This is a genomic window from Streptomyces sp. NPDC102490, from assembly GCF_044765285.1.
Lineage (GTDB): Bacteria > Actinomycetota > Actinomycetes > Streptomycetales > Streptomycetaceae > Streptomyces.
In genome coordinates, this window is record NZ_JBIWJU010000015.1 from 178,679 (window position 1) to 204,676 (window position 25,998).

A 25,998-nucleotide genomic window follows, 5' to 3' on the forward strand; every position below is an offset into this window, starting at 1 on the left:
GCGCCCGCTCCTTCACCGTCCGCCGCGCACCCGCGAGCAGCGGGTGCGTGTCCGTGTCCGTGTACGGCAAACAGGCTTTCACGCGCGTCAAGAGGCGTCCGGAGGGGAGCGGTTCCCGGGGGTGCCGCAGTGGCGGGCGTCAGTACCGCAGCACGCCCGCGATGCCGTCCGCGTCCCCGAGCGCCCCGTCCGGCACGAAGCGGACGTCGGCACCGGTCTCCAGGCACTGCTCGACGATCTCGTCCACGATGTCCTCGCGGGCGTCCAGGTCGCCGTCGCCCGCCGGGAGCAGGTGCTCGCCGTCGTCGCGCATCGTCACCTTGAAGCCCTCCTCGACGGCCAGCAGCCGGACGCGGCCGGTGTGGGCGCTCTCCCACAGCTCGTCCACCCCGGCCGCGAAGTCTTTCCGGCCACGGGCCGCGTCCAGTTCCCTGGCCACCGCCTCGACCTGTCCGCGCGCCTCGTCCTCGAGCACCGGCCGCACCGCCTGCCACACCGCCTCGGCGGTGCCGTGCGCGAGCCCGCCGTGCGGGACCAGCACCGCGTCCGCGGCCAGGGCGCCCGCCTCGTCGAACAGGGACAGCGCCGGCTCGGGACCGGTGATGTACAGCGGCCGGGGATGCGCGCGCAGCACCCTGCCCATCGCGGCGTCGGCGTCGCGCAGGAACCTGCGGGTGCCCTCGTCCCGGAAGGTGCTCGGCGCGTCACCGATCCGCTCCTGGCGCTCGGGGTCGAAGTCCTCCGCGGGCCGGTCCAGAGGGAAGCCGCCGAGGTGTTCCTCCACGACCCGGCCCGCGCCGCCGCTCCACAGCTTGACGCGGTCGGCGGCGACCGACAGCACCCAGTACGGCCGCTCGGCGGCCTGCGCGGCGACGAGGTTGCGGGTGAGGAAGGTGTCCGAGAGGACCACGCGCTCGGGCACGGAACGGCTGAGCGTCCAGACCTGGTGCTCACCGGGGGCGGCGAAGATCGCCAGACCGTCCTCGGCGTAGGTCAGGTCGACCTCGGCGAGCGCCCGGTCGAGTTCTCGGGACACCTCCGTGCGCCGGTCGCGGCTGACCGCCGGATCCTCCTCCAGCTGTTTCTTGGCCGCGGCGACCGCGTTGCGCAGCCGGACCCGGTCCTGGGCGTTGTCCGGCTCGCGGCGGTGCGTCGGCGTCAGGACGGACACGGCCGGATACGGGCGGGGGCGCCGCAGTTCGGCGAGGGTGGCGGGACTCAGATCGTGCTCCATGTCAGCACGATAGGCCCCATGGGCATATCAGGCATTCGGAGCAGGTCGCCGCTCAGTCGGACCCGGTGCCGGTGGCGGACTCGGGGCCGCAGGAGCTGCCGTCCGGCGGCAGGGAGCCGTACAGCAGGAAGTCGTCGACCTTGCGGTGCACGCACTCGGAGGAGGCGTAGCCGGTGTGCCCCTCGCCCCGGTTGTCCAGGACCACGGCGGAGGTGCCGAGCCGGTCGGCGGTCTCCACGGTCCAGCGGTACGGCGTGGCCGGGTCGCCGCGGGTGCCGACCAGGAGCATCTTCGCGGTGTCGAGGTCCTTCACGTCGTCCCGGATGTAGTCCGTGCCCTTGGGCCGGCCGTAGCACATGAGCACCTGGGTGAGCCGGTACCGGCCGAAGACCGGTGACGCCTCCTCGTAGCGGGCGCGCAGCCGGCCTAGGGAGGCGGTGACCTGGGCGGCGGTGGGACGGTCCGGATCGTCCGCGCAGTTGATCGCCATCAGGGCGGCCGGGAGATTGTCCATGGGGACGTCCTCGTCGTCGGTGAGGCCGGCTCCCTTGTCCCCGCGCACCGGCGCACGGCCCGGCTCGTGCACCGGCTCCCGGACCGGGAAGGTGACGCCGCCCGACGAGAAGCCCTCCAGGCCCCGGGTGTCACCGTCCTCGAGCAGCTGCGCGAGTGCCCGCTCCAGCGACGGCCACAGCTCCCGGCTGTAGAGCGCCTGACCGATCGCGCCGACCATGTCCTGTCCGGTGAAGGGCTCGCCGAAGGCCGACGGCACCGGGTCGGAGTCGAGCGAGGCGACCAGGCGCTCGACCTGCTCGCGGGCGGTGCGGGCGTCCTGGCCGAACGGGCAGGCGATGTCCTCGACGCACCAGTCGAGGAAGTTCTCCAGCGCGGTCTGCTGCCCCCGGGCGCCGGCCAGCCCCTGCTCGGTCAGCGGTTCCGTCAGCGTGTCCACCCCGTCGAGGACCATCCGGCCGACCTGGTCCGGGAACCGGGCCGCGTACACCGCCCCGAGCCGGGTCCCGTAGGAGAAGCCCAGGTAATTGAGCCGGTCGTCGCCGAGTGCCCGGCGCATCACCTCCATATCGCGGGCGGCGTCGACCGTGCCTATGTGGGACAGCACGGGGCCGGAGTACTCGGCGCACTCGGCGGCCGCGTCCCGCAGCCGCTTGAGCACATCCTCGGGGTCGCTCGTCCCCCCGTCCCCGTCCGTCGCCTCCATGATCTTCAGGGTGGCCGGTCCGCAGGACACCGGGGAGGAGCGGCCGACGCCGCGGGGGTCGAAGGTGACCACGTCGTAGCCGTTGGTGAGGTGCATGAACTCCTTGCCGCCCACGGCGAGTTCATTGAGGCCGGAGCCGCCGGGTCCGCCGAAGTTCAGCAGGACCGAGCCTCGCGAGTCACCGGTCGTCCGGTACCGGGCCAGGGCCACGTCGAGGGTCCGCCCCTTGGGCCGCGCGTAATCGAGGGGGACGGTGACCTTGCCGCATTGCAGGTCCTTCGGCATGTCCATGCCCTCGCACGCCGACCACGTGACCTTCTGGTCGTAGAACCGGGCCATGCCGGATCCGGCGTCCCGCGTGGTCGCGGTGGTCGCGGTGGTCGCCGTGGGCGTGGTGGTCGCAGCGGTCGCGGCGCCGGCCGCGGGCAGTCCCGCACCCAGCAGGGCCAGCCCGAGCGCTCCGGTGACCGCGCGGCGCCGGACCGAGGGCCGAGTCTCCAGCTTGGCCTGCATCGATGCCTCCCGGGCGCCCCGTCGCGGACCGGTGGTCGGCGCCCTCGCTCACCATAAGCGGGCTTCCCGGCCGGCGCCTCCGGGCGGCGGCGCGAGGGACGGCGCACCGCTTGTTCGATGAAAGGCCCACTCGATGGGGTGAAAGGCCGATAAGCCATAACTCGGATGGTGCGCCCGCGTTTTAACCGGTGCGGGCGACTGCCCGCGACCATGTCTGGAAGGCAGGGAACCTCATGAGAAGGGTTACCCGAAACGGTGTGCTCGTCGCCGCCGCCTCAGGCGCGCTGGCCGTGGCGATGCCGGCGTGCGCGGCGTTCGCGTCCGACGGGGCCGGCGCCGACGGGTCCGCGGCCGGTTCGCCCGGACTGATCTCCGGCGACACCGTCCAGCTCCCGGTGGACGTGCCGGTCAACGTGTGCGGCAACACCGTGAACGTGGCGGGGCTCCTCAACCCGGCCGCGGGCAACAGCTGCGCCAACACCGGAGGGAAGGGGACGTCCCACACGGGGTCGTCCCACACGGGGTCGCCCCACACAGGGGCTCCGCACCAGGAGACGGGCGCCTCAGGCGGTACGTCCGGCGGCGCGTCCGCCGAGGGGAGCGGAAAGGATTCGCCCGGCGTGCTCTCCGGCAACGGCGTGCAACTGCCGGTCCACCTCCCGGTGAACGTCAGCGGCAACAGCGTCAACGTGGTCGGCATCGGCAACCCGGCCGTCGGCAACGAGTCGACGAACGACTCCGGTGACCGGCCCGAACCCGCGCGGCCCCCGGCGGAGCCGGAGCCGTCCGTCCCCGAGGAGGAGCGCGCCGGACCCGCACCGTCCGCGCACGCCGCCCCGCCCCGGGAAGAGGTGTCTCTCGCCCACACAGGGGCGGACCACACGGTGCCCGCCCTCGCCGGTGGCGCCGCCCTCGTGCTGGGGGGAACTGCCCTCTACCGGCGCTTCCGGCCGGGCACCGAGAGCTGACCGCGGACCGGGGCACCCGTCCGCCGTACCGACAGGAGGGCGCCCCGGCTCAGCCGCGTCCCGTGTGGAAGCGCCGGTGCAACGCGTGGATCTCCTCCGTGAGGTGACGCACCGGGCCCTCCACGGTCACACCGGGCGCCACCTCGCGCACCGGGAGCGGCCGCACCGGCGCTGCCGGGACGCCCAACTCCGTCAGCCAGTCCACCAGTTGCTCCGACGAGGCGACGTACACGATGCGTCCCAGGCCCACCCAGGCGTGCGCGGCGGCGCACATCGGGCAGTGCTCGCCCGACGTGTACACCGTGGCCGCGGCCCGTTCCTCGGGGGTCAGCCGGGCGGCGGCCCAGCGCGCGAGCTCGAACTCCGGGTGACGGGTCCGGTCGCCGGAGGCCACCCGGTTGCGGTCCTCGGTCAGCACCGTGCCGTCCCCGCCCACCAGCACCGACCCGAACGGCTCGTCGCCTGCCTCCAGTGCCTCGGCCGCCAGCTCCACGCAACGGCGCAGGTGTGGCAGTTCGGCGTCCTCCACGGCCATGGCGCAGCACCTTCCTCGTGCATTGATCATTCCCGCCCAGCCTATGTCCGTCTCCCTGCCTCCATCCCTCCATGTCTCCCTGGCCAGACCATCTTGCTATCGGTCATCACGAGAGTTAGAGTCTATAACGAAAGGGAGTATTAATAGCGCCCAGGAGAAAGAGGAATCCCATGTCCACCGCCACCGCGCAGCCGCCCGCCCCGCACGTCGTCCTGGGGTCCGGCCCCGCCGGCACCGCGCTCGCCCGTGAGCTGGTGCGCAGGGGTCACCCCGTCCGCCTGGTGGACCGCACGGCCACCGGCCCGGCGATCGAGGGAGTCGAGCGGGTCGCCGCCGACGTCGGCACGGCCGACGGTGCCCGCACCGCCATACAGGACGCCGCCGTCGTGTACCACTGCGTCAACGTCGCCTACCACCTCCAGGTCGAGGTGATGCCCCGGGTCCAGGAGGCCGTCCTGGCCGCCGTCGAGGCGAGCGGTGCCCGCCTGGTGGTGCTCGACACCCTCTACCCGTACGGCGAGACCGGGGGAGCGGTGATGACCGAGGACAGTCCCTGGAAGGCGACCAGCCGCAAGGGGCGGATGCGTTCCGAACTGGACGAGCGGTACCTCGCCGCCCACCGGTCCGGCCGGGCCCGCGTGGTCCTCGGCCGCAGCGCCGACTTCGTCGGGCCCGGCGTGCTCAACTCGTCCCTGGGCGCTGCCGTCTTCCCCGGCGCGCTCACCGGCGGGGACGTCGTGGCGATGGGCGACATCGACCTGCCGCACAGCTACACCGGCATCGAGGACGTGGCGGCCGGACTCGCGACCCTCGGCGAGCGTCCCGACGGCGACGGGCGCGTCTGGCACCTGCCGACCGCGCCGGCCGTCAGCACGCGCGCGATCCACGCGATGATCGAGAAGCGGGTGGGCAGCCCGCTGAACGTGGTCGTGCTGGACCGGCCGCGCCCCTTCGGCCCCTTCGACGAGCAGATGATGGCCGAGTACGAGGAGATGTTCTACCAGCACACGGAGCCGCAGATCATGGACTCCAGTGCCTTCGAGCGGTTCTTCGAGGCGGCTCCGACGCCGCTCGCGGACACTCTGGACGCGACCGTCACCTGGTACGAGGCGTGGCTCCGCAACCGGTGACGGTCAGCCCGTCATCGGCCCGGACGCGACCGGGTCCGGTCCAGCGCGGCCACGCCGACCGCGGCCAGGCCGATCTGGATGAGCCACTCCACCCAGTCCACGCCGTCGGTGTCGGCCACGTCGAACGCCGAGGCGATCGCCGAGCCGATGAGCGCCGCCGCGATGCCGACCAGGATCGTCCACAGGATGCCGATGCGCTGCCGGCCCGGAACGACCAGCCGGCCCAGCACGCCGATGACGACACCGATGACGATGGCGCTGATTATGCCGTCGATCTCCATCTCCACCCCTTCTCCTCAGGACCCCCGCTGCACTGCGTGTGCCCGCTGCGGACGGCTGCAGTCCGCAGCGGGCACACGCGGCACGGGCGACGGGCCGACCCGCGAGTGCGGGACCGGCCCGTCGCCCGTACCGCGTCCTTCCGGTGTGTCTAGGGCCTGCGTGGCGTGCTCCGCGCCGCCGTACCGGCGCAGACCATGCCCAGAATCAAGGCCAGGGCGCCGATGACGATGTTGTTCCAGATGACACCGGCGTCCGGGCTCGTGCCGACGATCCAGGGCGAGATGATCATCCAGACTCCGATCGCGCACATGGCCCAGCTGAGGCCGTACATGCGCTCCGGGGCGCGGGTGAATCCGAGGGCCAGCAGACCGATGGCGATGCCCACGATCAGATTGTGGGCCACGAGTGAGGGCTGGCTGGTGGTGAAGTGGAGTATCCACGGGGACACGGCACAGTAGAGGCCGAGCAGGAACACCGGCCCGTCCACGAGTGCCACGTCGCGACCACCGAGCACGCGCGCGTAGCGCGCCTGCATTTCCGGGGCGTCCGGGTGGCTGGTGATGTCACCTCGGGAGTGCGAGACGTTGGCCATGAGTCGTCTCCTTTGACTTGCAGGGCCGTCCGCTTCTGGTGCGGTGTGCGGTAGCGCCGCATAAGAGCATTCTGCTCTTATTTCTCCCTTATGTGTAGTGGTGGGCGGTACGGGATCCTGGCGGTCCGCTTTGTCACACCCGTGTGAATTCCGGGGCCTGGACGTGAGACCGCCCCGGTTCTCCTTGACCGTCCTCGACGACGGCTGCCACGATCGTCGGCATGCCCATGCGACCGGACCTCACGCGGCGACGCCACGTCGACCTCGCGCGCGTCTCCAGCGCCTCCTGTCGCCCCGCGGCCTGATCCCGCCGGTCCGCCGCCTCCTCCCGCCCTCGCCGCACCGGCCCGGCACCGCCCCGCGCGCGACTTCCCGCACCACCTGAACCCGGCCGCACCGCGGCCCGGTTGGGCCCGCTGCCCGCCCATGTCCCGGCCGATGTACCCCCGCTGGGGGCTCCACCGGGCATGCCGCCGCGCCCGCCCACCGCGGACCCCCGAAAAGAGGACCCATGGCCACCGTCCTGTCCGTCTCCGGCAGCCCCTCCGCCTCCTCCCGCACCAACCGGCTGTTGCGCCACCTCGACGAGCGCCTCACCGCGCGGGGGCACGAGGTGATACCGCTCGACGTCCGCACCGTCCCCGCCGAGGCCCTGCTCGGCGCCGACTTCGGTCACCCCGCGATCACCGGGGCCGCCGAACTGTTCGCCCGCGCCGACGGTGTCGTCGTCGGCACGCCCGTCTACAAGGCGTCGTACTCCGGGGTGTTGAAGGCCCTGCTCGACCTCCTCCCGCAGTACGCCCTCACCGGCAAGACGGTGCTGCCGCTCGCCACCGGGGGTTCCACCGCCCACGTCCTGGCCATCGACTACGCGCTTCGCCCGGTGCTCACCTCCATGGGCGCGGCGCACGTCGTGCAGGGCTGGTTCACCCTGGACCGGGACATCACGGCCCACGAGGACGGCACGGTCACCGTCAGCCCGGGTGCCGCGGAGGCCCTCGCCCACGTGGTCGACCAGTTCTCGGCGGCCCTGGCCACCCGCCCGGCGGCCCCCGTGCCGACGGTCCCCGCGCTGGCCGCGGCGAGCTGAGCGACCCGCGACGCCCTCGCGGGCCGGGCAACGGCGCCCGGGACCCGCCCTCTTGCCCCGAGCCGCCCCCACCGGGGCCGTCCCGCCCCGCCACCACACCCCGAACGGAGACCCGTGTCGAGCCTGACCTTCCACTGGTTCCTGCCCACCAGCGGTGACAGCCGCGATGTCGTCGGCGGCGGCCACGGCGCCCCGGCCACCGACTCCGGGCGCAACCGGCCGCCGACCGTGGCCTATCTGACCCAGATCGCCCGCGCCGCCGAGGACCTCGGCTTCGTCGCCGCGCTCACCCCCACCGGCGCCTGGTGCGAGGACGCGTGGCTGACCACCGCGATGGTCTCCCAGGCGACCGAACGCCTGAAGTTCCTGGTCGCGTTCCGCCCCGGCTTCGTCTCGCCCACGCTCGCCGCGCAGATGGCGTCCACCTTCCAGCGGCAGACCGGCGGCCGGCTCCTGCTCAACGTCGTCACGGGCGGCGAGAGCCGCGAGCAGCGGGCCTACGGGGACTTCCTGGACAAGGACGCCCGTTACCGCCGCACCGGGGAGTTCCTGCACGTCGTACGGGAGTTGTGGGCGGGCCGGACGGTGAACCTGGACGGCGAGCACCTCCGGGTCGAGGACGCGAAGCTCGTGCGGGTGCCCGATCCCGTGCCCGAGGTGTACTTCGGCGGCTCCTCCGCCGTCGCCGGGGAGGTCGCCGCACGGTACGTCGACGTGTATCTCACCTGGGGCGAACCGCCCGAGCAGGTGGCCGCCAAGATCGCCCGGCTGCGGGCGCTGGCCGCGAAGGAGGGCCGTACCCTGCGGTTCGGCATCCGGCTGCACGTCATCACCCGGGACACCGCGGAGCAGGCCTGGGCCGAGGCGCACCGGCTGCTCGACGGCTTCGACCCGGAGACCGTACGGGCCGTGCAGGAGGGCCTCGCCCGCAGCGAGTCCGAGGGGCAGCGCCGCATGCTCGCGCTGCACGGCGGAGCCCGCGACGCCCTGGAGATCCATCCCAACCTGTGGGCCGGCATCGGCCTGGTGCGCGGCGGCGCGGGCACCGCGCTGGTCGGCAGCCACGACGAGGTCGCGGACCGGATCGCCGAGTACCACGCCCTGGGCATCGACGAGTTCGTGCTCTCCGGCTACCCGCACCTGGAGGAGGCCTACTGGTTCGGCGAGGGCGTCCTGCCGCGCCTCGCCCGCCGGGGACTGTGGCGCCACCCGGCCCGGGTACCGGCCGGCCGCGACGCGGCGCCGCTGCCGGTCGCCGTCTGAGACGGCACCGACCGGCCGGCCCCGCGTCCGTCAACTCCGGGGCCGGTCGGGCGGATTGGATTGGTCTACACCCTTGACTGGTACAGACCAAGGCGGTTGAGTGTGCCTCACACCCCCCTCCACGGCCGCCCCCACGCCGTGGCCGGTCAGACCGGCACGTGCGCACAAGGTTCCGCTCCACCCTGCCCCTGGTACGGGAGCGGCCGTGCTCCGCAGAAGGAGACGACCTGTGTCGAGGCGCCGTATATCCGCCCTGGTGACCGCACTCGCCCTCGCGGGCGCCGTGCCGTTGCTCATGCCCGCCAACGAAGCCTCCGCCGCCGCCTGTTCGAGCTACCCCGCCTGGTCGGCCGGCACGAACTACAACACCGGCGACATCGTCCGCTACACCGACGGCAAGGCCTACATCGCCGAGCACGCCAACCCGGGCTACGACCCGCTCATCAGCACCTGGTACTGGGAGCCGTACGCCTGTGACGGCGGTTCGCAGACGCCGGTCGGCACCTTCGTGGTCAGCGAGGCCCAGTTCAACCAGATGTTCCCGGGCCGGAACTCCTTCTACACCTACCGGGGCCTCACCGCCGCGCTCAGCGCCTACCCCGGCTTCGCCAACACCGGCAGCGACACCACCAAGAAGCAGGAGGCCGCGGCCTTCCTCGCCAACGTCAGCCACGAGACCGGCGGCCTGGTGCACATCGTCGAGCAGAACACCGCCAACTACCCGCACTACTGCGACTGGAGCCAGCCCTACGGCTGCCCGGCCGGCCAGGCCGCCTACTACGGACGCGGGCCGATCCAGCTCAGCTGGAACTTCAACTACAAGGCCGCGGGCGACGCGCTCGGCATCGACCTGCTGGGCAACCCCTGGCTGGTGCAGAACGACGCGGCCGTGGCCTGGAAGACCGGCCTGTGGTACTGGAACACCCAGTCCGGACCCGGCACCATGACCCCGCACAACGCGATGGTCAACGGCGCGGGCTTCGGCCAGACCATCCGCTCCATCAACGGCTCGCTGGAGTGCGACGGCAGGAACCCCGCCCAGGTCCAGAGCCGGGTCACCAAGTACCAGCAGTTCAGCCAGATCCTCGGCGTCTCCCCGGGCGGGAACCTGTACTGCTGACCCCTGCCGGGTGTGCGAAACTCCGCCGATGACCTCCGAAACGATCACCGCGGAGTCCGCGGGCACCTGGCAACTCGGCGACCTGCCCGTCCGGCGCGTCGGCTTCGGCGCGATGCGGCTGACGGGCAGCGCCGCCTTCCACCTCGGCACCCCGAGCGACCGCGAGCGCTCCCTCGCCGTGCTGCGCCGGGCCGTCGAACTCGGCGTCAACCACATCGACACGGCCGCCTTCTACTTCTCCTCCCTGCGCTCCGCCAACGAACTGATCAACAGCGCGCTCGCGCCCTACGCCGACGACCTGGTCGTCGCCACCAAGGTCGGCCCGTACCGCGACTGGTCGGGGGAGTGGGGCACCTCCGCCCGCCCCGAGGACCTGCGCGGCCACGTCGAGGAGAACCTGCGCCAGCTCGGCCGGGACCACCTCGACGTCGTCTACCTGCGCCGCATGCGCCAGGACTCGATCGCCGAGCACTTCGGCGCCCTGGCCGAACTGCGCGCGGCGGGACTGGTCCGCCACCTCGCCCTGTCCGACGTGGAACCCCGGCACCTGGCCGAGGCCCAGGCCATCGCGCCGGTGGTGAGCGTCCAGAACCGCTACGGACTCGGCTTCCACGACCCCGCCACCGACGCGCTCCTCGCCCAGTGCCGCGCCCAGGGCATCGCCTTCGTGCCGTTCTACGCCATCGCCGGCGAGGCCGGACCGCGGGGCGCCGGCACCGCCCACGAGGAAGAGGTGCGCGCGGTGGCCCGGGCGCACGGCGCGACGCCCGCGCAGGTGCGGATCGCCTGGACCCTGCACCAGGGCCCGAACGTCCTGGCCATCCCCGGCACCGGCAATCCGGACCACCTCGCGGAGAACGTCGCCGCGGGGGCGCTGCGCCTCACCGACGCGGACCTGGCGCGGCTCGACGGAGCCCGCAAGGGCTGACGCCCGCCGTACACCTGTCGTACGCGCGGCCTACGCCCGCCGCACGCCCGCCGTGCGGCCGCCGGTCTCGGGCGGGACTTGGCGTTCGGGAGTTTTACGTATAACCTCTCCCGTCAATCGCCCGTCCCGGAAGGTGCAGATGACACGCATCGCCCTGGTCGCCCTCGTCGTCGACGACTACGACGAGGCGATCCGCTTCTACACCGAGGCCCTCGGCTTCCGCCTCGCCGAGGACACGCCCCGGCCCGACGGCTCCCGCTGGGTCGTCGTCGAACCCGGCGACCCCGGCGCGGGCACCGCCCTGCTGCTGGCCCGCGCCAAGGGCGAGGCCCAGCGTGCCCGGGTCGGCGACCAGACGGGCGGGCGCGTCGGGTTCTTCCTGCACACCGACGACTTCGCCCGCGACCACGCCCGCATGACCGCGGCGGGCGTGACCTTCCTGGAAGAGCCCCGGCACGAGCCCTACGGCTCGGTCGCCGTCTTCCAGGACCTCTACGGCAACCGCTGGGACCTGCTCCAGCCCGCCGCCTCCTGACCGTCCCCCCGGAACTTCCACCCACCCGTCCCCGCATTCGCGCCCAGAACCGCCGAGGAACCACCGCACATGTCATCTACGCGCATAGACACCGAGACTCTCCGCCGCCTCCCCAAGGCGGTCCTCCACGACCATCTCGACGGCGGCCTGCGCCCGGCGACCGTCGTCGAGCTGGCCGAGAGCGTCGGCCACCCGCTGCCCACCACCGACCCCGACGAGCTGGCCGCCTGGTACTACGAGGCCGCCAACTCCGGTGACCTGGTGCGCTACATCGCCACCTTCGAGCACACCCTCGCCGTGATGCAGAACCGCGAGGGCCTGCTGCGCACCGCGGAGGAGTACGTCCTGGACCTCGCCGCCGACGGCGTCGTCTACGGCGAGGTCCGCTACGCCCCCGAGCTGAACACCGGGGGCGGGCTGTCGATGAGGGAGGTCGTGGAGACCGTCCAGGAGGGGCTCGCCGCGGGCATGGCCAAGGCGGCCGCCGCCGGGACCCCCGTCCGGGTCGGCACCCTGCTCTGCGGCATGCGGATGTTCGACCGGGTCCGCGAGGCCGCCGACCTCGCCGTCGCCTTCCGGGACGCCGGTGTCGTCGGCTTCGACATCGCGGGCGCCGAGGACGGCTTCCCGCCCGCCGACCACCTCGACGCCTTCGAGCACCTGCGCCGCGAGAACGTGCCCTTCACCATCCACGCCGGCGAGGCGCACGGGCTGCCCAGCATCCACCAGGCCCTCCAGGTGTGCGGCGCCCAGCGCATCGGCCACGGGGTCCGCATCACCGACGACATCCCCGACCTCGCCGCGGGCAAGCTCGGGCGGCTCGCGGCCTGGGTGCGCGACCGCCGTGTCGCCCTGGAGATGTGCCCGACCTCCAACCTCCAGACCGGCGCCGCCACCTCCATCGCCGAGCACCCGATCACCGCGCTCAAGGACCTCGGCTTCCGTGTCACCCTCAACACCGACAACCGCCTCGTGTCGGGCACGACGATGACGCGCGAGATGTCCCTGCTGGTCGAGCAGGCGGGCTGGAGCGTCGAGGACCTGCGGACGGTCACCGTGAACGCCCTCAAGAGCGCCTTCGTCCCCTTCGACGAGCGCAAGGCCCTCATCGAGGACGTGGTCCTGCCGGGCTACGCGTCCGCGCTCTGAACGAGCCCGCGCACATAGGCGGCCTGTCCGACGTGCTGGAGATCGTCGGACAGGACGCTGACCAGCCGCACGGCGAGCGTGACCGGCGGGTCCCAGTTGTCGTCCACGACCCGCTCCAGGTCCTTGGCGGTCAGCGAGGCGAGGGCCGTGCGGGTCTGCTCGTGCACGGCGTCGTAGTAGCCGGTCAGCAGGTCGCCCGAGTCGACCCGCACCTTCGCGACCTCGGCGGGGCTGTGACCGTACCCGGTGTCGCGGCGGGGCAGCCCCAGGCCGAAACGCTTCTCCCACTCGCCGGTGAGCCACACCTGGTCCAGCCCGAAGGCGTCCGCGACATGGTCGTCCTGGACCCGGGTGAGGTGCCAGACCAGCCAGGCGACGGAGTTGGCGTCGGCGGCCGGGCGGGCGTTCAGGCCGTCGGGGTCCAGGCCCTCGACGGCGGCGTGGACTTCTTCCTGGATACGGCCGTAGCCCTCGATGAGGATGTCCTTCGCATGCATGCGTCCACCATCGCGCAGTCCGGCCGCCCGCGCCCGCCGTTCACGCGCTTCCCGTCTCCAGCAGCCCCATCAGCGCCCGCGCCGCCGGACTGGTGGCCTGCGCGGGCGGGAGCAGCGCGATGGTCTCGTACTCGGTCCCGGCCGTGTCCTTGAGCGGCAGCGAGGTGAGGGCGGCCCGCTTGTGCCGGAAGTGCCGCGGCACGACCGCGATGCCCAGGTTCTCGTCGATCAGGTCCAGCAGTCCGTGCACGTCGTTGACCTCCAGCGGCACGGTCCGCCGGACGCCCGCCGCGGCGAACACGGCGTCGGTCACGCGGCGCGGACCCCAGTCCGGGTGGAAGTCGACGAAGACCTCGTCGGCCAGGTCGTGCGGGGTGAGCACGGCGCCGTCCGCCGCGAGCCGGTGGTCCGGGTGGCACAGCACCGTCATCGGCTCACCGGCCAGCGCCACCGAGCGCAGCTGGTCCGTGTCCGCCTGGGTGCGGTAGGCGAAGGCCAGGTCAAGGCGCCCCGCCGCGACCTCCTCCGCCAGCTCTCCGGAGCCCGCCTGCCGCAGCCGGATCTCCACGTCCGGGTGGCGCCGCCGGAACGCCGCCAGCAGCCCGGCCACCGGCACCCCGGCGATGCACTGCTCGGCGCCCAGCGACAGCGTTCCGCGCAGCACCCCCTGCACCGCGGCGACCGCCTCGTGCGCCGAGCGCACCTGGGCCAGGATGCGCTGCGCCTCGTCCAGCAGCGCCCGCCCCGCCTCCGTCAGCGTCACCCGGCGGGTCGTCCGCACGAACAGCGGCGCCCGCAGCTCCCGCTCCAGTGCCCGGATCGACGCCGACAGGCCGGACTGGGACACCAGCAGCCGCTCCGCCGCGCGGGTGAAGTGCTGGTCCTCGGCGACCGCCACGAAGTGCTGGAGATGACGCAGTTCCATGATTGAGAAGCGTAACCGCGCAATCCCATCGGATTCTTCTGTTGGACCACTGCCCGCAGGTCACGCCAGAGTGGAGGACGGTTCCACCCAAGCCCCGAACCTCGGGGGCCAACCCCTCTGGAGTCGCGTTGTACACCGCACACCCCGACCGCTACGCGGAGATGCCCTACCGGCGCACCGGACGCAGCGGCCTGAAGCTCCCCGCGCTCTCGCTCGGCCTGTGGCACAACTTCGGCCCGGACCGCCCCGTCGAGACCCAGCGCGCCATCCTGCGCCGCGCCTTCGACCTCGGCGTCACCCACTTCGACCTCGCCAACAACTACGGCCCGCCGCCCGGCTCGGCCGAGTCCGCGCTCGGCGAGGCCCTCAAGGCCGACTTCCGGCCGTACCGCGACGAGCTGGTCGTCTCCACCAAGGCCGGCTATCTGATGTGGCCGGGCCCGTACGGCGAGTGGGGCTCGCGCAAGTACGTGCTGTCGTCCCTGGACCAGAGCCTGTCCCGGATGGGCCTGGACTACGTCGACATCTTCTACTCGCACCGCCCCGACCCCGAGACTCCGCTGGAGGAGACGATGGGGGCGTTGCACACGGCGGTGCAGCAGGGCAAGGCGCTGTACGTCGGCGTCTCCAACTACTCGCCGGAGCAGACCCGCGAGGCCGCCCGCATCCTCGCCGAGCTGGGCACCCCGCTGCTGATCCACCAGCCGCGCTACTCCATGCTCGACCGCCGCCCCGAGACCAGCGGACTGCTGGACGCCCTCGACGAGCTGGAGGTGGGCTCCATCGCCTACTCCCCGCTGGAGCAGGGCCTGCTGACCGGCCGCTACCTCGACGGCATCCCCGAGGACTCGCGGGCCGCGAGCGACAGCCCCTTCCTGAACTCCGACGCCGTCACCGAGGAGCTGGTCGGCAGGCTGCGCGCCCTGAACGACATCGCCGCCTCCCGTGGCCAGTCGCTGGCCCAGCTGGCCCTGGCCTGGGTGCTGCGGCAGGGCAGGGTGACCTCCGCCCTGGTGGGCGCGAGCAGCCCCCGGCAGCTGGAGGACAGCGTCGCGGCCATCGGCAACCTGGACTTCGACGCCGACGAGCTGGCCCGCATCGACAAGGTCGTCCAGGGCTAGGACGCCGCTCGAACGCGCCGGGGCCGGGGGCGGGGGGGGGGCCCCCCCCCCCCCCCCCCCCCCCGGCGCGTTCCCGGTCTCCTCACGCCTCCGCGGGCACCCGGTCCAGGAAGCCGAACACCGACCGGATGCGGTCCTCGTCGTCCAGGGTGATGACGTCGAACCCGGCCACCGGCGCCGAGCCGTCGGCGTCGCTCACCAGCTCCCAGGAGAAGCGCGCCGTGTCGTGGTGCCCGTCGACCGCACCCGACAGCCGGAAGGAGAAGCCGGGGAACTGCTCGTGCGCCGCCGTCATCACGGCCGCGATCTGCTCGTGGCCGCGCACGTCGGCCACCGGGTCGGTGTAGCGGCCGTCCTCCGTCCAGGCCGCGGCGACCGCCTTGGCCACGGCGTCCGGGCCCGCGTTCCAGGCCTCGAAGTAGCGGGCGGCGGCGTCCTCGTAACGACGGGTGGGTGCGGACATGGTGATCAGCCTCCAATGAGGTGCGTGCGCTGGTCAGGGACCGGATCCCGGTCTCGGTGACCCGGTAGGACCAACCATGCCCGCGGCCGTCGGCACCGTCGATTACCCGCGAGGTCATGGCGTGCGGTGCGGCGGTGGCGCGGCGGTGGTGCCGCGGCGGTGCGGATTTCGGCCAACCGTCGCCGCGAATATGCCAGGAGACTGGCCGGAAATTCATGGTGACAGTGGTTAAGGAGTGAACATACTCACCACTAGGGCCTCTCACACCATGCGACAGCGCCCTCACGCACAGCACACGAGCCGCACGGACGCGCCGCCCGACCGGCAGGCGGGCGTGACGGGGAGGGCAGCAGTGCACGACGAGTTCCTGTGCCATGTCACCGCCTACGGTGTCTGCGACGGCCGACGCATCGGTGTACCCCTGGGCACCTACCGGGCCCCCACCCTCGCCCTGGCCCTGTGGTGGCTGCGGGACCGGGCGTCATGGATCGCCGAGCGGCTGGATCCGCAGCCCGACACCCCCCACTTACCGCGCGGCGCCCTGACTCCCGTCGCCGACGACGCGCCCGACGTGCCGCGCATGCTGCGCGCCTGGTGCGCCGACGACGTACAGCAGGAGCTGGTCGCCGACGAGTTGGCCGCGGGGCACCTGGTGCGCGTCGCGACCAGTGACGAGACCACCGAGTACGAGCTGATGGCCGAGTCCGTGGACGCGCTGCGCATGCAGCGGGCCGCGCCGCTCCTGGTCGTCCCCGTCGCCTGAGCCTCCCGGCGCGCCGCACCCGCCCGCTTCAGGACCGCACCCGGCCGGGCCGCCCGCCCGCCCACCGCGCGAGCAGGGCGCCCAGGAATCCGGCGACCAGGCCCCACGGCAGCGCGAGACCCACCGCACCCCACAGCCGCGGCCGCAGGAACACCTGCCCGGAGAGCCCGCCGCCCAGGTCGCCGATGCCGAGCACCGACAGCCCGTAGTGGGCGGAGATCCGGCCGATCAGGCCGATCATGAGGACCGTGAGGGCCAGGGCGACGGCCATGCGCACGGCGTGCAGCCAGGCCGGCAGCCCGGCCGGGGAGCGGGACGCCGTGAGGAATCCGGCCGCCAGGACCAGCACGGCCGCGGCGACCAGGAGCCACCACATGCGCCCGTCGCGCTCGGCGAGCGTGCCCACGTTCACGGTCGAGACGTCCGGCGTGCGCAGCACCTCGTCGAGCACCCGCGGCATCGGGAGCCCGAACGGACCCTCCACGCGTCCGTTCCAGGTCGCCCCGAGGCCGATCGTGAGCGCGGGCCAGGCCAGATTCGGCAGTCCGAGCAGCAGCACGGCGAAGGTGTCCGCCGGATGCCCCCGCGTCCCGGCGACGACCAGGGCGACGACGACGCCGACGACCACGTACGCGAGCAGCAGCGCGACCATCGCGTACGCGGCCGGCCGCACCGACGTCCGCAGCCGCGGCAGCCGCCCGGGCAGCGGCGTCCGGCGCGAGGCCAGCAGGGCGAGGACGAACACCCCCGCCAGCCACAGCAGACCGAACAGGACGGTCAGCGGCACGTCCGTGGTGAAACCGACCGTGGGGCTGACGCCGAACAGGTCGCCGAGGTCGTTCAGCAGGCCCTCGCCGAGCGAGACCTCGAAGGTCTGCCGCGCGGCGAACGCCGTCCCGAGGAGGGCGAGCAGCCACAGGACGGCGATCCGCCCGGCCCAGCCGGCCAGTTCCGCGGCGCCGGTCACGGCCCGGTGGCGCAGCGGCCGCAGGAAGCCCCGGGCGATCACCAGCGCGCCGGTCAGGGTGACGGACAGCGGCATCACGGTCAGCCCCGCGTCGGTGGCCGCCAGTTCGCCCGCGTCGCCCGACATCTCCAGCGCGCCGCCCACGGCGGTGACGACGGTCGCCACCACGACCCGGGGGAAGGCGTTGTCGGGCAGGTCCGCGGCACCGGCCGCCCACAGCCCGAGCGCCGCCACGCCCCCCATGGCGACCAGCCCGGCCAGCACCGTGCCCAGCGCCTGCGCCCAGCCGTGCCGGGCGGCCGCCCGACCGGAGCTTCCGGGAGGCCCGGGGGGTGCGGGCGGCCGGGGAGGTACGGGCGGTACTGCGGGGGTCTGCGGACTCACGGTGCCACGCTAAGCAGCCCTCGCCGGGCCCGCCCGCCGACAGGGCCGTCCGCGTCGGAAGCCGGGCCGGGCCCGCCCCGCACCGGCCGGCGTTCAGCCCGCCCGCACGACCAGGGCGTAGTCGCCGACGCCCAGCAGCCGGTCGGCCGGCACTTCGCCGCGGGTGGTGAAGAGCGCGAGGAGACGGGCGGTGCGGGGGTCGAACGCGACGTCCAGCACCGTGCCCCGCCCGGTGCCCGTGTCGGTGAGGATCCGGCGGCCCAGCAGGTCGTGGTGGGGCGGCGCCGACTCGGGGGCGGCCGCGGACCGTACCCGGAGGGCGCCCGGTCCGAGCGCGCACACCGCGTCCCAGGGCAGCGCCGCCTCGGGGCCGAACCGGCCGCCGCGCCAGCGGACATGGCTGACGGACCCGGTGACGGCGTCGACGGTCAGGGAGGTCACGGTGCCCAGCGGTCCGGCCCCGTCCGGCGCCACCACCGGCAGGCCGCGCACCTCGGTGAACAGCATCACGGCGGCGATCCCCGCCACGGGCCCGGCACACCGCCGACCAGAGCGGTGAAGCCGGGCAGGTCGTCCGCGACGTGCCGGACGGCGTCCTCGGGCAGCACCAGTGCCCGGCCGGTGACCGTGAGCGCCTCGCCGCGCGGCACGTACACCCGGCGCCGGTGCCGGGCGGGTCCGGGCACGAACCGCCGGTTCGCCGCCACCCGGAAGCCGACGACCCGCCCACCGGTGCCGCCCTCCACCACGACGTCCAGCACCGTGCCGATCTCCGCTCCCGCCTCGGTCAGCACTTTCGCCCCCAGCAGACGGGACCGCAGGTTCGTCCGGTGCTCCGTCATCGCCGCCGCGGCGACCAGACCCCGCCGGTCCCGGATCATCACCGCGTCGTGGCCCAGCGCGTACACCGCCGACCACGGCAGGCCCTCCTTCATCAGGCCGGACAGCAGGCCCCGTCCGGTCAGGGTGAAACCGGTGATCCGCGCCGCGGCGGCGTCGCATACGGTGTCCTTGACCTGGGCGACGGCATCGCCGCCGAGCGTGACCACCGGCCGGGTGGTGAGGCTTCGTGCGGCCATCAGTTCGTTCATCGCACACCCTTCCCCACCCGCCCGCGCACCCTTCCCGCACCGACGAGTTCCCCGCACGAGTGTGACGATGCCCGCACTGCGAAGTGAGGGGGACTGCGATGCGCGGCTCGGGGTACGAGGACGGGTGCAGCAGAGTCCGGCCAGTCCGGCTTCCGAGAGAGACACGCATGACCGAGTATCTGGACGGGGCAGTGATACCGACTGGTTTCGACGTACCCGTCGAACCGCTGAGGCGGGCGGCGCACTACTCCGGTGAGCCGGGATGCATAGCGCGGGCGCGTTCCTTCGCCTCGCTCTTCCTGGACCAGCTGAGGACCGAGTGGTGCGCCCCGATCGGCCCCCGCGCCGACGGAGCGGTGCTCCTGGTGGTCAGCGAGCTGGTCACCAACGCCGACCGGCACAGCAGGGGGCCGTACATCCTGGAGCTGGAGGGCACCGGCAGCTCGGTGGTCGTCACCGTGTACGACAGCAGCGGCGCCGTGCCGGAGCGCTTCCCCCGGGACCCCGAGCGGGTGGGCCGGCACGGTCTGGAGATCGTGCACGCCCTGGTCGAGACGGTCGTCGTCGAACGTGTTCCGGTCGGCAAGCGCGTACGCGCCGTGGTGCCCCTCACCGAGGGGTGAAGGGCACCGTCGTCGTCGCGGACCGGGGGATCAGGCGCAGCCGAGTTCGCCCAGCATGCCCTCGCGCAGCCGGGTGATGATCCGCTTGATCAGCCGGGACACGTGCATCTGCGAGCAGCCGAGCCGTTCGCCGATCTCCGCCTGGGTGGCCTCCTCCACGAACCGCAGGTGGATGATCTGCCGGTCCCGCTCGCTCAGCTCGGCCATCAGCGGGGCCAGCGAGTGGAAGTCCTCGACGAGCCGCAGCCCGTCCTCCTCCACCCCGATGAAGTCGGCCAGGACCGACTCGCCGCTCTCGGCGCCCTCGCCGGTCAGGGCGGCGTCCAGCGAGGAGGAGTTGTAGCCGTTGGCCGCGATCTGGCCCTCGATCACCTCGCTCTCGCTGAGGTTCATCAGCGTGGCGAGTTCGGCGACGCTCGGCTCGCGGTCCAGGCGGGAGGAGAGTTCCTCACGGGCCTTGGCCAGCTCCACGCGCAGCTCCTGGAGCCGCCGCGGCACGTGCACCGCCCAGGTGGTGTCCCGGAAGAAGCGCTTGATCTCGCCGACGATGTACGGCAGCGCGAACGACGTGAACTCGACCTCGCGGGACAGCTCGAAGCGGTCGATGGCCTTGATCAGGCCGATCATGCCGGTCTGGACGATGTCCTCCATGTCGTCCCCGCGACCGCGGAAGCGGCCCGCGGCGAACCGCACGAGCGACATGTTCATCTCGATCAGGGTGTTGCGCGCGTACTGGTACTCGTGCGTGCCCTCTTCGAGTTCCGTAAGGCGCCGGAAGAACTGGCGGGACAACTGCCGCGCGTCGCGCGGGGCGACGGCGCGGGGGTCCACGACACCGCGTGGTGATCCCTCACCCGTCCCGCTCCCGGCGGGCTCCTCGACAAGCTGCGCCTGCGGCCGGACCACGACGGTCTCCATTGCCTCTCCCACGAAAGTCACGGTTCGACGTCTCCCTAGGGTTTTCCCGCATTGCGGGTACCCGGGCCGCGACGACACATGCCACCCGTTTCCACAGGTGGCGCGATCCGTGTGCCGCGGCGTCTTCGCGGGGTGGTGTGTTCCCCCTTCAGCGTAGTGCGGCGGGCCGTGCCCGGCACCCCGCGAACGCGCCGTGATTTCCCTGAGGGCGGAACGCCGCCCCCTTCCCTGACACGGCCGGGACCCTAGGCTGAGGAGGTGACCAGCCACGTGTCGAACGAAGCCCGCGTCATCGCGCTGCGCCCACGGGCCCAGCGTCCCGAAGCGCGTCCCGCCGCCCCGCCGGTTCCCCCGGAGCGAAGGCCGCCCGCCGTGCGAGAGCCCCTGTGGCGCGATCTGGTCGGCGACGTCCTGCGGCGCGAACGCCTGGAGCAGGAGCGCACGCTGAAGGAGGTCGCGGAGGCCGCCCGGATCTCCATGCCCTACCTGTCGGAGGTGGAGCGCGGCCGCAAGGAGGCGTCCTCGGAGGTGCTGGCCGCCGCCGCGGGCGCCCTCGGACTGGGCCTGGGCGACCTGCTGGCCCGCGCGCAGGGCGAGCTGGTCCGCCTCACCTCCCGGCACACCGGCGCGGCAGCGGGCCGGGGCACGTCGGGCGCGCGGTTCGACGGGATGTGCCTGGCCGCCTGAGGCCGCGCACGGGCCGGCGTCCCGCACCGGGCGGGACGCCGGCCCGGCCGCTCACACCCGCGACCGGCGCTGCGCGAGCACCTCGTCGGCCAGCCCGTACGCCACCGCCTCCTGGGCGGTGAACACCTTGTCGCGGTCCATGTCCGCGCGCAGGGTCGCCACGTCGTGGTGGGTGTGGCGGGCCAGCACCTCCTCCACCTGGGAGCGGATCCGCACCATCTCCTTGGCCTGCAACGCCAGGTCGGAGACCGTCCCCTGCCGGCCGCCGCTGGTCGGCTGCCCCAGCAGGACCCGCGCGTGTTCGAGCACGAACCGCCGCCCGGGGTCCCCGCCCGCCAGCAGCACCGCCGCCGTGGACGCCGCCTGCCCGACACAGAACGTCGAGATCGGCGCCTGCACGAAGGTCATCGTGTCGTAGATCGCCATCAGCGACGTGAACGAGCCGCCGGGGGAGTTGATGTAGACGGCGATCTCGCTCTCCGGTGCCGACGACTCCAGGTGCAGCAGCTGAGCGATCACGACGTTGGCCACGCCGTCGTCGATCTCGGTCCCCAGGAAGATGATCCGCTCCGACAGCAGCCGGCTGAACACGTCGTAGGACCGCTCGCCCTGCGGGGTCCGCTCGACGACGTTCGGAATCGTGTAGCTCCCCATGTCACAGCCCCATCCGTCGCCTGGCGGCGGCCGGGCGCACGTCCGCGAGGGACTGCACCACCCGGTCCACCATTCCGTACTCCCTGGCCTGCTCGGCCGTGAACCAGCGGTCGCGGTCGCCGTCCCGCGAGATGGTCTCCGGGCTCTGACCGGTGTGCTCGGCGGTGAGCCGCTCGATGGTCCGCTTGGTGAACTCCAGGTTGTCCGCCTGGATCTCGATGTCCGCGGTGGTGCCGCCGATGCCCGCCGACGGCTGGTGCATCATGATCCGCGCGTTCGGCAGCGCGTAGCGCTTGCCCGCCGTGCCGACGCTCAGCAGGAACTGCCCCATGCTGGCGGCGAACCCCATGGCGAGCGTCGAGACGTCGTTGGGGATCAGCCGCATCGTGTCGTAGATGGCGAGCCCCGCGTGCACCGAGCCGCCGGGGCTGTTGATGTACAGGCTGATGTCGCTGCGCGGGTCCTGCGCGGACAGGATCAGCAGCTGGGCGCAGACCCGGTTCGCGGAGACCTCGTCGACCTGGGTGCCCAGCAGCACGATCCGCTGGTCGAGCAACTGCTCGGCGAGCCGGTCGTCGAACCGGGTCGCGGGGGTGTCGCCCTCCTCGGCCCTGGGCGGTCGGGCCGGGGCCGATCCGGCGATGAGTGGAGACATCGGCGCTCCTTGTCGAGTCGTGGTCAGCGGGAGAAGTGGACGGGCCGCGGCCGATGGCGCCGCGGTTCCTCCACTCTCGGCCCGCCACGGCTCCCGCAGGCGCCTTCTCTGCCCGCGGCAGATTCGCCACCGGCAGAGCGATGACTTCCGCGCTCCGCGCCGGTCGACAGAGGTGACCGTGTTCCGCTCCCTGGAGGTACTCATGAGCACCGACGGATTCACCACCTGCCTGTGGTTCGACGGCGACGCCGAGGACGCCGCCCACTTCTACGTCTCCGTCTTCAAGAACTCCGGCATCGGCGCCGTCACCCGCTACCCCGAGGGAGCACCCCAGCCCGCCGGCTCGGTGCTCACCGTGGAGTTCACCGCCAACGGCCAGAAGTTCGTGGGCCTCAACGGCGGCCCGCAGTTCACGTTCAACGAGGCGATCTCCTTCCAGATCACCTGCGACGACCAGGAGGAGGTCGACCACTACTGGTCCAGGCTCACCGAGGGCGGCGGCGAGGACGGCCCCTGCGGCTGGCTCAAGGACCGGTTCGGCGTCTCCTGGCAGGTCGTCCCGCGCCGGCTCGAGGAGATGTTCCAGGACCCCGATCCCGCCAAGGTGGCGCGCGCCAACCAGGCCATGATGTCGATGCGCAAGCTCGACATCGCCGCGCTGGAGCGGGCGTACGCCGGGCAGTGACGCGCCGTCGGCGCGCGGGGCGCGGACGGGATGGCTAGCGTGAGAAACCGGACCGTATCCGGTCATCCCGTCCACCCCCACCGTTCGCATCACTTCTCCGCACAGGAGGCGGCAGCCATGGCCGTGCAACCCGAAGGGGCCCCTTGCTGGGCCGACGCGATGTTCACCGACGTCGAGGGAGCCAAGAGCTTCTACGGCGGCGTCCTCGGCTGGACCTTCGGCGAGTCGTCGTCGGAGTTCGGCAACTACACCCAGTGCTACGCGGACGGCAAGGCGGTGGCCGCCGTGGTCCCGCCCCCGCCCGGGCACGAGGACCAGTCCCAGTGGTGCCTCTACTTCGCCTCCCCGGACGCGGCGGCGACCGCCGCCCGGATCCGCGAGGCCGGCGGGGAACTGCTCCTGGAGCCGATGCGGGTCGGCGATTTCGGCACCATGTGCCTGGCCCGGGACCCGAGCGGGGTCGTGTTCGGCGTCTGGCAGGGCGACGCCCACGAGGGCTTCGAGGCGACGGCCGTGCCCGGCGCCTACTGCTGGGCCGAGGTCTTCACCCGCGAGCCCGCGAAGTCGGACGCCTTCTTCCCCGCGGTCTTCTCCTACCGGGCCAAGCAGATGGAGGACGACCAGGTGGACTTCCGCATCTTCGACCTCGGCGACCGCACCGTCCTGGGCCGCATGGCCATGACGGAGGACTTCCCGCCCGAGGTCCCGCCCTACATCAACGTCTACTTCACCGTCGGCGACTGCGACGACGCCGTGGCCCGCGCCACCGAGCTCGGCGGCAGCCTGCGGTTCGGTCCGGTGACGACCCCGTTCGGCCGGTTCGCGGCGCTGAGCGACCCGCAGGGCGCGAGCTTCTCGGTGATCGACATCACGACCACCGAGGGAGAGATGCCCAAGGTCACGGACGCCTCCTGACCCGGTCCGGACACCCCGCCGGGCCATGGCATGATCGGACGCATGCGTGAACGTGCAGTGGCCGCGTGCGACGGGGCTTCGAAGGGAAACCCGGGTCCGGCCGGCTGGGCCTGGGTGCTGGCCGACGCGTCGGAGACCCCGGTCCGCTGGGAGGCCGGCCCGCTCGGCAGGTCCACCAACAACGTCGCCGAACTCACGGCCCTCGAGCGCCTGCTGGCGTCGACCGACCCCGCCGTACCGCTCGAGGTCCGCATGGACTCGCAGTACGCGATGAAGGCCGTCACCACCTGGCTGCCCGGCTGGAAGCGCAACGGCTGGAAGACCGCCGCCGGCAAGCCGGTCGCCAACCAGGAGCTGGTCGTGCGCATCGACGAGCTGCTGGAGGGCCGATCGGTCGAGTTCCGTTACGTACCCGCCCACCAGGTCGACGGCGACCGGCTCAACGACTTCGCCGACCGCGCTGCCAGTCAGGCGGCCGTGGTCCAGGAAGCCGCGGGCAGCGGTCTCGGTTCGCCGGAGCCGCCGCCCGCACCGGACGTTCCGGCCGCCCGCAAGGCGCCGCGCCGGGCATCGGGCGCGGCCCGCAAGGGCGGCGGCTCCTCGGCGCGCACCATCAAGGCCAAGTTCGCCGGGCGCTGCCTGTGCGGCCGCTCGTACGCGGCCGGCGAGCCCATCGCCAAGAACGATCAGGGCTGGGGCCACCCGGAGTGCCGCACGGTGGCCGCCGGATAAACCGCGCCCGCCCACGGCCGCGCGGCACCGGCCCGCGGCCCCTCCCTTGTTACTCTGCGGTCCCGAATGACCGTTATGAGTGCATACCAGGGGTGTGTGTGAAGGTCGCCTGCGTCGGCGGTGGGCCCGCCGGACTGTATCTGTCGATCCTGCTGAAGCGGCGGGACCCGTCCCACGACGTCACCGTCCACGAGCGCGACCCGGAGGGCTCGACCTACGGCTGGGGCGTCACCTACTGGCGCGGACTGCTCGACCGGCTCCAGGAGCACGACCCCGAGTCCGCGCGCGCCGTCGAGGAGCACTCCGTGCGCTGGCGGGACGGCGTCGCCCGGGTGGGCGACCGGGCCACCCGGCACCACGGCGACGAGGGCTTCGGCATCGGCCGCCACCGGCTCCTCGCGATCCTCGCCGCCCGTGCCCGCGAACTGGGCGTACGCCTGGAGTACGAGCACCCGGTCACCGGCGCCCATCCGCCCGCCGCCGACCTGGTGGTGGCGGCCGACGGCGCGGGCAGTGCCCTGCGCAACCGGTACGCCGAACACTTCGGCACCGAGATCACCGGCGGCCGCAACTCCTACGTGTGGCTCGGCACCACCAAGGTCTTCGACGCCTTCACCTTCGCCTTCGCCGAGACCGGCCACGGCTGGATCTGGGCGTACGGCTACGGCTTCGGCCCCGAGGGCAGCACCTGCGTCGTCGAGTGCGCGCCCGAGACCTGGACCGGACTCGGCCTGGACCGCGCCGACGAGGCCGAGGGACTGGTCCTGCTGGAGAAGCTCTTCGCCGACGTGCTGGACGGACACCCGCTCACCGCGCGGTCCTCCGGCCGGGGCGGCGCCCCGTGGCGCGCCTTCCGCACCGTCACCAACCGCACCTGGTCCCGGGACAACCTCGTCCTGATCGGCGACGCCGCCCACACCACGCACTACTCCATCGGCGCGGGCACCACGCTCGCCCTGGAGGATGCCATGGCGCTGTCGGCGGCGCTGCACGAGCGGGACACGCTCCCAGACGCCCTCGCCCACTACGAACGCGCGCGCAGGGCGGCCCTGCTGCCGGTGCAGAGCGCGGCCCGGCTCAGCGCCCAGTGGTACGAGAACCTGCCCCGCTACATCCACCTGCCGTCCGAGGAGATGTTCGCCCTGCTCGGCCAGCGCCACTCGCCGCTGCTGCCGTACCTGCCGCCCCGCCTGTACTACCGGATCGACCGGGCGGCCGGCCGGCTGGAGACGCTGCGCCGGATCAAGCGCCGGCTGGGGCCCGCGATCGCGCGCACGGCGCAGGCGCGCAGGCTCGCCACCGGAGAGGGGCCGGGCCGCCCCCGGCGTCCCGACGCGGTGCCCGCGCACCGCGGATGACA

31 protein-coding genes are annotated in these 25,998 nt (G+C 72.9%); 17 read left to right on the forward strand and 14 right to left on the reverse strand.

What is annotated here, in order from left to right:
* Window positions 1-139 precede the first annotated feature (139 nt).
* Both ACIRGB_RS31370 and ACIRGB_RS31375 read right to left on the reverse strand, forming a co-directional pair.
* Window positions 140-1,234 carry a chemotaxis protein gene (locus ACIRGB_RS31370; RefSeq protein WP_403872102.1) on the reverse strand — a complete coding sequence of 365 codons (1,095 nt, stop codon included), beginning with the start codon at window positions 1,232-1,234 and terminating at the stop codon, window positions 140-142.
* Between the two features lie 52 nt (window positions 1,235-1,286).
* Window positions 1,287-2,966, reverse strand: coding sequence for an alpha/beta hydrolase (locus ACIRGB_RS31375; RefSeq protein ID WP_403872104.1), 1,680 nt, complete (start codon window positions 2,964-2,966; stop codon window positions 1,287-1,289).
* 233 nt (window positions 2,967-3,199) lie between these two features.
* Here ACIRGB_RS31375 and ACIRGB_RS31380 point away from each other — a divergent pair, with 233 nt between their 5' ends.
* Window positions 3,200-3,934 (forward strand): chaplin, encoded by a 735-nt coding sequence (locus ACIRGB_RS31380; RefSeq protein ID WP_403872106.1) that lies wholly within the window; start codon window positions 3,200-3,202, stop codon window positions 3,932-3,934.
* A 49-nt stretch (window positions 3,935-3,983) separates the two neighbouring features.
* On the opposite strand, the gene ACIRGB_RS31385 is transcribed toward ACIRGB_RS31380, so the two are convergent.
* Window positions 3,984-4,469 (reverse strand): nucleoside deaminase, encoded by a 486-nt coding sequence (locus tag ACIRGB_RS31385; protein WP_403872108.1) that lies wholly within the window; start codon window positions 4,467-4,469, stop codon window positions 3,984-3,986.
* A gap of 170 nt (window positions 4,470-4,639) precedes the next feature.
* Here ACIRGB_RS31385 and ACIRGB_RS31390 point away from each other — a divergent pair, with 170 nt between their 5' ends.
* Entirely contained in the window at window positions 4,640-5,599 is a 960-nt protein-coding gene (locus ACIRGB_RS31390) for an SDR family oxidoreductase (RefSeq protein WP_403872110.1), read from the forward strand.
* An 11-nt stretch (window positions 5,600-5,610) separates the two neighbouring features.
* On the opposite strand, the gene ACIRGB_RS31395 is transcribed toward ACIRGB_RS31390, so the two are convergent.
* Both ACIRGB_RS31395 and ACIRGB_RS31400 read right to left on the reverse strand, forming a co-directional pair.
* A complete protein-coding gene (locus tag ACIRGB_RS31395; protein WP_403872253.1) occupies window positions 5,611-5,880 on the reverse strand; it encodes a GlsB/YeaQ/YmgE family stress response membrane protein in 270 nt (89 codons plus the stop codon).
* A gap of 149 nt (window positions 5,881-6,029) precedes the next feature.
* Complete coding sequence (locus tag ACIRGB_RS31400) at window positions 6,030-6,473, reverse strand: SPW repeat protein (protein ID WP_403872112.1); 444 nt, start codon at window positions 6,471-6,473, stop codon at window positions 6,030-6,032.
* A gap of 227 nt (window positions 6,474-6,700) precedes the next feature.
* Here ACIRGB_RS31400 and ACIRGB_RS31405 point away from each other — a divergent pair, with 227 nt between their 5' ends.
* From ACIRGB_RS31405 to ACIRGB_RS31435, 7 genes are all read left to right on the forward strand, one after another.
* A complete protein-coding gene (locus tag ACIRGB_RS31405; RefSeq protein ID WP_403872255.1) occupies window positions 6,701-6,778 on the forward strand; it encodes a putative leader peptide in 78 nt (25 codons plus the stop codon).
* A 206-nt stretch (window positions 6,779-6,984) separates the two neighbouring features.
* Window positions 6,985-7,563 (forward strand): NADPH-dependent FMN reductase, encoded by a 579-nt coding sequence (ssuE, locus tag ACIRGB_RS31410; protein ID WP_403872113.1) that lies wholly within the window; start codon window positions 6,985-6,987, stop codon window positions 7,561-7,563.
* Window positions 7,564-7,677: 114 nt separating this feature from the next.
* Window positions 7,678-8,826 carry an LLM class flavin-dependent oxidoreductase gene (locus ACIRGB_RS31415; RefSeq protein ID WP_403872115.1) on the forward strand — a complete coding sequence of 383 codons (1,149 nt, stop codon included), beginning with the start codon at window positions 7,678-7,680 and terminating at the stop codon, window positions 8,824-8,826.
* Window positions 8,827-9,055: 229 nt separating this feature from the next.
* Entirely contained in the window at window positions 9,056-9,946 is an 891-nt protein-coding gene (locus ACIRGB_RS31420) for a glycoside hydrolase family 19 protein (protein ID WP_403872117.1), read from the forward strand.
* Window positions 9,947-9,974: 28 nt separating this feature from the next.
* Window positions 9,975-10,874, forward strand: coding sequence for an aldo/keto reductase (locus ACIRGB_RS31425; protein ID WP_403872119.1), 900 nt, complete (start codon window positions 9,975-9,977; stop codon window positions 10,872-10,874).
* A gap of 139 nt (window positions 10,875-11,013) precedes the next feature.
* Complete coding sequence (locus ACIRGB_RS31430; RefSeq protein WP_403872121.1) at window positions 11,014-11,409, forward strand: VOC family protein; 396 nt, start codon at window positions 11,014-11,016, stop codon at window positions 11,407-11,409.
* 69 nt (window positions 11,410-11,478) lie between these two features.
* The gene (locus ACIRGB_RS31435) at window positions 11,479-12,558 is read left to right on the forward strand and encodes an adenosine deaminase (protein ID WP_403872123.1); all 1,080 of its coding nucleotides are present in this window, start codon (window positions 11,479-11,481) and stop codon (window positions 12,556-12,558) included.
* Here ACIRGB_RS31435 and ACIRGB_RS31440 read toward each other — a convergent pair.
* Together ACIRGB_RS31440 and ACIRGB_RS31445 are read right to left on the reverse strand one after the other, a co-directional pair.
* The gene (locus tag ACIRGB_RS31440; protein WP_403872125.1) at window positions 12,540-13,055 is read right to left on the reverse strand and encodes a DinB family protein; all 516 of its coding nucleotides are present in this window, start codon (window positions 13,053-13,055) and stop codon (window positions 12,540-12,542) included. The two genes, ACIRGB_RS31435 and ACIRGB_RS31440, sit on opposite strands and share 19 nt — an antisense overlap.
* Window positions 13,056-13,095: 40 nt before the next feature.
* Window positions 13,096-13,980, reverse strand: a complete 885-nt coding sequence (locus ACIRGB_RS31445) for a LysR family transcriptional regulator (RefSeq protein WP_403872127.1) — start codon at window positions 13,978-13,980, stop codon at window positions 13,096-13,098.
* Between the two features lie 128 nt (window positions 13,981-14,108).
* Here ACIRGB_RS31445 and mgrA point away from each other — a divergent pair, with 128 nt between their 5' ends.
* The gene (gene mgrA, locus ACIRGB_RS31450) at window positions 14,109-15,101 is read left to right on the forward strand and encodes an L-glyceraldehyde 3-phosphate reductase (RefSeq protein ID WP_403872129.1); all 993 of its coding nucleotides are present in this window, start codon (window positions 14,109-14,111) and stop codon (window positions 15,099-15,101) included.
* 82 nt (window positions 15,102-15,183) lie between these two features.
* Here mgrA and ACIRGB_RS31455 read toward each other — a convergent pair whose 3' ends face one another.
* On the reverse strand, window positions 15,184-15,564 hold the full coding sequence (locus ACIRGB_RS31455; protein ID WP_403872131.1) for a nuclear transport factor 2 family protein: 381 nt from the start codon (window positions 15,562-15,564) through the stop codon (window positions 15,184-15,186).
* Window positions 15,565-15,916: 352 nt separating this feature from the next.
* Here ACIRGB_RS31455 and ACIRGB_RS31460 point away from each other — a divergent pair, with 352 nt between their 5' ends.
* Window positions 15,917-16,327 carry a hypothetical protein gene (locus tag ACIRGB_RS31460; RefSeq protein ID WP_076973003.1) on the forward strand — a complete coding sequence of 137 codons (411 nt, stop codon included), beginning with the start codon at window positions 15,917-15,919 and terminating at the stop codon, window positions 16,325-16,327.
* A 28-nt stretch (window positions 16,328-16,355) separates the two neighbouring features.
* Here the strand turns inward: ACIRGB_RS31460 and ACIRGB_RS31465 are convergent, their stop codons facing one another.
* The 3 genes from ACIRGB_RS31465 to ACIRGB_RS31475 all read right to left on the reverse strand — a co-directional run bounded on the left by ACIRGB_RS31465 (window position 16,356) and on the right by ACIRGB_RS31475 (window position 18,769).
* Window positions 16,356-17,567, reverse strand: a complete 1,212-nt coding sequence (locus ACIRGB_RS31465) for a streptophobe family protein (RefSeq protein ID WP_403872257.1) — start codon at window positions 17,565-17,567, stop codon at window positions 16,356-16,358.
* Between the two features lie 204 nt (window positions 17,568-17,771).
* Complete coding sequence (locus ACIRGB_RS31470) at window positions 17,772-18,188, reverse strand: PRC-barrel domain-containing protein (RefSeq protein ID WP_403872259.1); 417 nt, start codon at window positions 18,186-18,188, stop codon at window positions 17,772-17,774.
* Entirely contained in the window at window positions 18,185-18,769 is a 585-nt protein-coding gene (locus ACIRGB_RS31475) for a PRC-barrel domain-containing protein (protein WP_403872133.1), read from the reverse strand. Before ACIRGB_RS31475 ends, ACIRGB_RS31470 begins: the two co-directional genes overlap by 4 nt.
* A gap of 167 nt (window positions 18,770-18,936) precedes the next feature.
* On the opposite strand from ACIRGB_RS31475, the gene ACIRGB_RS31480 reads away from it, so the two are divergent.
* Window positions 18,937-19,392 (forward strand): ATP-binding protein, encoded by a 456-nt coding sequence (locus tag ACIRGB_RS31480; RefSeq protein ID WP_403872135.1) that lies wholly within the window; start codon window positions 18,937-18,939, stop codon window positions 19,390-19,392.
* 30 nt (window positions 19,393-19,422) lie between these two features.
* On the opposite strand, the gene ACIRGB_RS31485 is transcribed toward ACIRGB_RS31480, so the two are convergent.
* Window positions 19,423-20,310 (reverse strand): RNA polymerase sigma factor SigF, encoded by an 888-nt coding sequence (locus ACIRGB_RS31485; RefSeq protein WP_403872137.1) that lies wholly within the window; start codon window positions 20,308-20,310, stop codon window positions 19,423-19,425.
* A gap of 258 nt (window positions 20,311-20,568) precedes the next feature.
* Here ACIRGB_RS31485 and ACIRGB_RS31490 point away from each other — a divergent pair, with 258 nt between their 5' ends.
* Entirely contained in the window at window positions 20,569-20,997 is a 429-nt protein-coding gene (locus tag ACIRGB_RS31490; RefSeq protein WP_403872139.1) for a helix-turn-helix domain-containing protein, read from the forward strand.
* 51 nt (window positions 20,998-21,048) lie between these two features.
* Here the strand turns inward: ACIRGB_RS31490 and ACIRGB_RS31495 are convergent, their stop codons facing one another.
* Entirely contained in the window at window positions 21,049-21,651 is a 603-nt protein-coding gene (locus ACIRGB_RS31495; protein ID WP_403872141.1) for a ClpP family protease, read from the reverse strand.
* 1 nt (window position 21,652) lies between these two features.
* Window positions 21,653-22,306: an ATP-dependent Clp protease proteolytic subunit gene (locus ACIRGB_RS31500; RefSeq protein WP_403872142.1), complete on the reverse strand. Its 654-nt coding sequence runs from the start codon at window positions 22,304-22,306 to the stop codon at window positions 21,653-21,655.
* Between the two features lie 202 nt (window positions 22,307-22,508).
* On the opposite strand from ACIRGB_RS31500, the gene ACIRGB_RS31505 reads away from it, so the two are divergent.
* The 4 genes from ACIRGB_RS31505 to ACIRGB_RS31520 all read left to right on the forward strand — a co-directional run bounded on the left by ACIRGB_RS31505 (window position 22,509) and on the right by ACIRGB_RS31520 (window position 25,996).
* Window positions 22,509-22,991 (forward strand): VOC family protein, encoded by a 483-nt coding sequence (locus tag ACIRGB_RS31505; RefSeq protein WP_403872143.1) that lies wholly within the window; start codon window positions 22,509-22,511, stop codon window positions 22,989-22,991.
* Window positions 22,992-23,108: 117 nt separating this feature from the next.
* The gene (locus tag ACIRGB_RS31510) at window positions 23,109-23,906 is read left to right on the forward strand and encodes a VOC family protein (RefSeq protein WP_403872145.1); all 798 of its coding nucleotides are present in this window, start codon (window positions 23,109-23,111) and stop codon (window positions 23,904-23,906) included.
* Between the two features lie 30 nt (window positions 23,907-23,936).
* Entirely contained in the window at window positions 23,937-24,638 is a 702-nt protein-coding gene (locus ACIRGB_RS31515) for a ribonuclease H (protein ID WP_403872147.1), read from the forward strand.
* Window positions 24,639-24,730: 92 nt separating this feature from the next.
* Window positions 24,731-25,996, forward strand: coding sequence for an FAD-dependent monooxygenase (locus ACIRGB_RS31520; RefSeq protein ID WP_403872149.1), 1,266 nt, complete (start codon window positions 24,731-24,733; stop codon window positions 25,994-25,996).
* Window positions 25,997-25,998 lie beyond the last annotated feature (2 nt).

What these genes read in the sequence shown, in the direction of transcription:
- ACIRGB_RS31400 (WP_403872112.1), bottom strand. Translation starts at nt 6,473, where the DNA reads ATGGCCAACGTCTCGCACTCCCGAGGTGACATCACCAGCCACCCGGAC.
- ACIRGB_RS31475 (WP_403872133.1), bottom strand. Translation starts at nt 18,769, where the DNA reads ATGAACGAACTGATGGCCGCACGAAGCCTCACCACCCGGCCGGTGGTC.
- ssuE (WP_403872113.1), top strand. Translation starts at nt 6,985, where the DNA reads ATGGCCACCGTCCTGTCCGTCTCCGGCAGCCCCTCCGCCTCCTCCCGC.
- ACIRGB_RS31385 (WP_403872108.1), bottom strand. Translation starts at nt 4,469, where the DNA reads ATGGCCGTGGAGGACGCCGAACTGCCACACCTGCGCCGTTGCGTGGAG.
- ACIRGB_RS31510 (WP_403872145.1), top strand. Translation starts at nt 23,109, where the DNA reads ATGGCCGTGCAACCCGAAGGGGCCCCTTGCTGGGCCGACGCGATGTTC.
- ACIRGB_RS31485 (WP_403872137.1), bottom strand. Translation starts at nt 20,310, where the DNA reads ATGGAGACCGTCGTGGTCCGGCCGCAGGCGCAGCTTGTCGAGGAGCCC.
- ACIRGB_RS31505 (WP_403872143.1), top strand. Translation starts at nt 22,509, where the DNA reads ATGAGCACCGACGGATTCACCACCTGCCTGTGGTTCGACGGCGACGCC.
- ACIRGB_RS31370 (WP_403872102.1), bottom strand. Translation starts at nt 1,234, where the DNA reads ATGGAGCACGATCTGAGTCCCGCCACCCTCGCCGAACTGCGGCGCCCC.
- ACIRGB_RS31390 (WP_403872110.1), top strand. Translation starts at nt 4,640, where the DNA reads ATGTCCACCGCCACCGCGCAGCCGCCCGCCCCGCACGTCGTCCTGGGG.
- ACIRGB_RS31495 (WP_403872141.1), bottom strand. Translation starts at nt 21,651, where the DNA reads ATGGGGAGCTACACGATTCCGAACGTCGTCGAGCGGACCCCGCAGGGC.
- ACIRGB_RS31445 (WP_403872127.1), bottom strand. Translation starts at nt 13,980, where the DNA reads ATGGAACTGCGTCATCTCCAGCACTTCGTGGCGGTCGCCGAGGACCAG.
- ACIRGB_RS31435 (WP_403872123.1), top strand. Translation starts at nt 11,479, where the DNA reads ATGTCATCTACGCGCATAGACACCGAGACTCTCCGCCGCCTCCCCAAG.
- ACIRGB_RS31515 (WP_403872147.1), top strand. Translation starts at nt 23,937, where the DNA reads ATGATCGGACGCATGCGTGAACGTGCAGTGGCCGCGTGCGACGGGGCT.
- ACIRGB_RS31430 (WP_403872121.1), top strand. Translation starts at nt 11,014, where the DNA reads ATGACACGCATCGCCCTGGTCGCCCTCGTCGTCGACGACTACGACGAG.
- ACIRGB_RS31375 (WP_403872104.1), bottom strand. Translation starts at nt 2,966, where the DNA reads ATGCAGGCCAAGCTGGAGACTCGGCCCTCGGTCCGGCGCCGCGCGGTC.
- ACIRGB_RS31455 (WP_403872131.1), bottom strand. Translation starts at nt 15,564, where the DNA reads ATGTCCGCACCCACCCGTCGTTACGAGGACGCCGCCGCCCGCTACTTC.
- ACIRGB_RS31380 (WP_403872106.1), top strand. Translation starts at nt 3,200, where the DNA reads ATGAGAAGGGTTACCCGAAACGGTGTGCTCGTCGCCGCCGCCTCAGGC.
- ACIRGB_RS31405 (WP_403872255.1), top strand. Translation starts at nt 6,701, where the DNA reads ATGCGACCGGACCTCACGCGGCGACGCCACGTCGACCTCGCGCGCGTC.
- ACIRGB_RS31395 (WP_403872253.1), bottom strand. Translation starts at nt 5,880, where the DNA reads ATGGAGATCGACGGCATAATCAGCGCCATCGTCATCGGTGTCGTCATC.
- ACIRGB_RS31425 (WP_403872119.1), top strand. Translation starts at nt 9,975, where the DNA reads ATGACCTCCGAAACGATCACCGCGGAGTCCGCGGGCACCTGGCAACTC.
- ACIRGB_RS31480 (WP_403872135.1), top strand. Translation starts at nt 18,937, where the DNA reads ATGACCGAGTATCTGGACGGGGCAGTGATACCGACTGGTTTCGACGTA.
- ACIRGB_RS31440 (WP_403872125.1), bottom strand. Translation starts at nt 13,055, where the DNA reads ATGCATGCGAAGGACATCCTCATCGAGGGCTACGGCCGTATCCAGGAA.
- ACIRGB_RS31500 (WP_403872142.1), bottom strand. Translation starts at nt 22,306, where the DNA reads ATGTCTCCACTCATCGCCGGATCGGCCCCGGCCCGACCGCCCAGGGCC.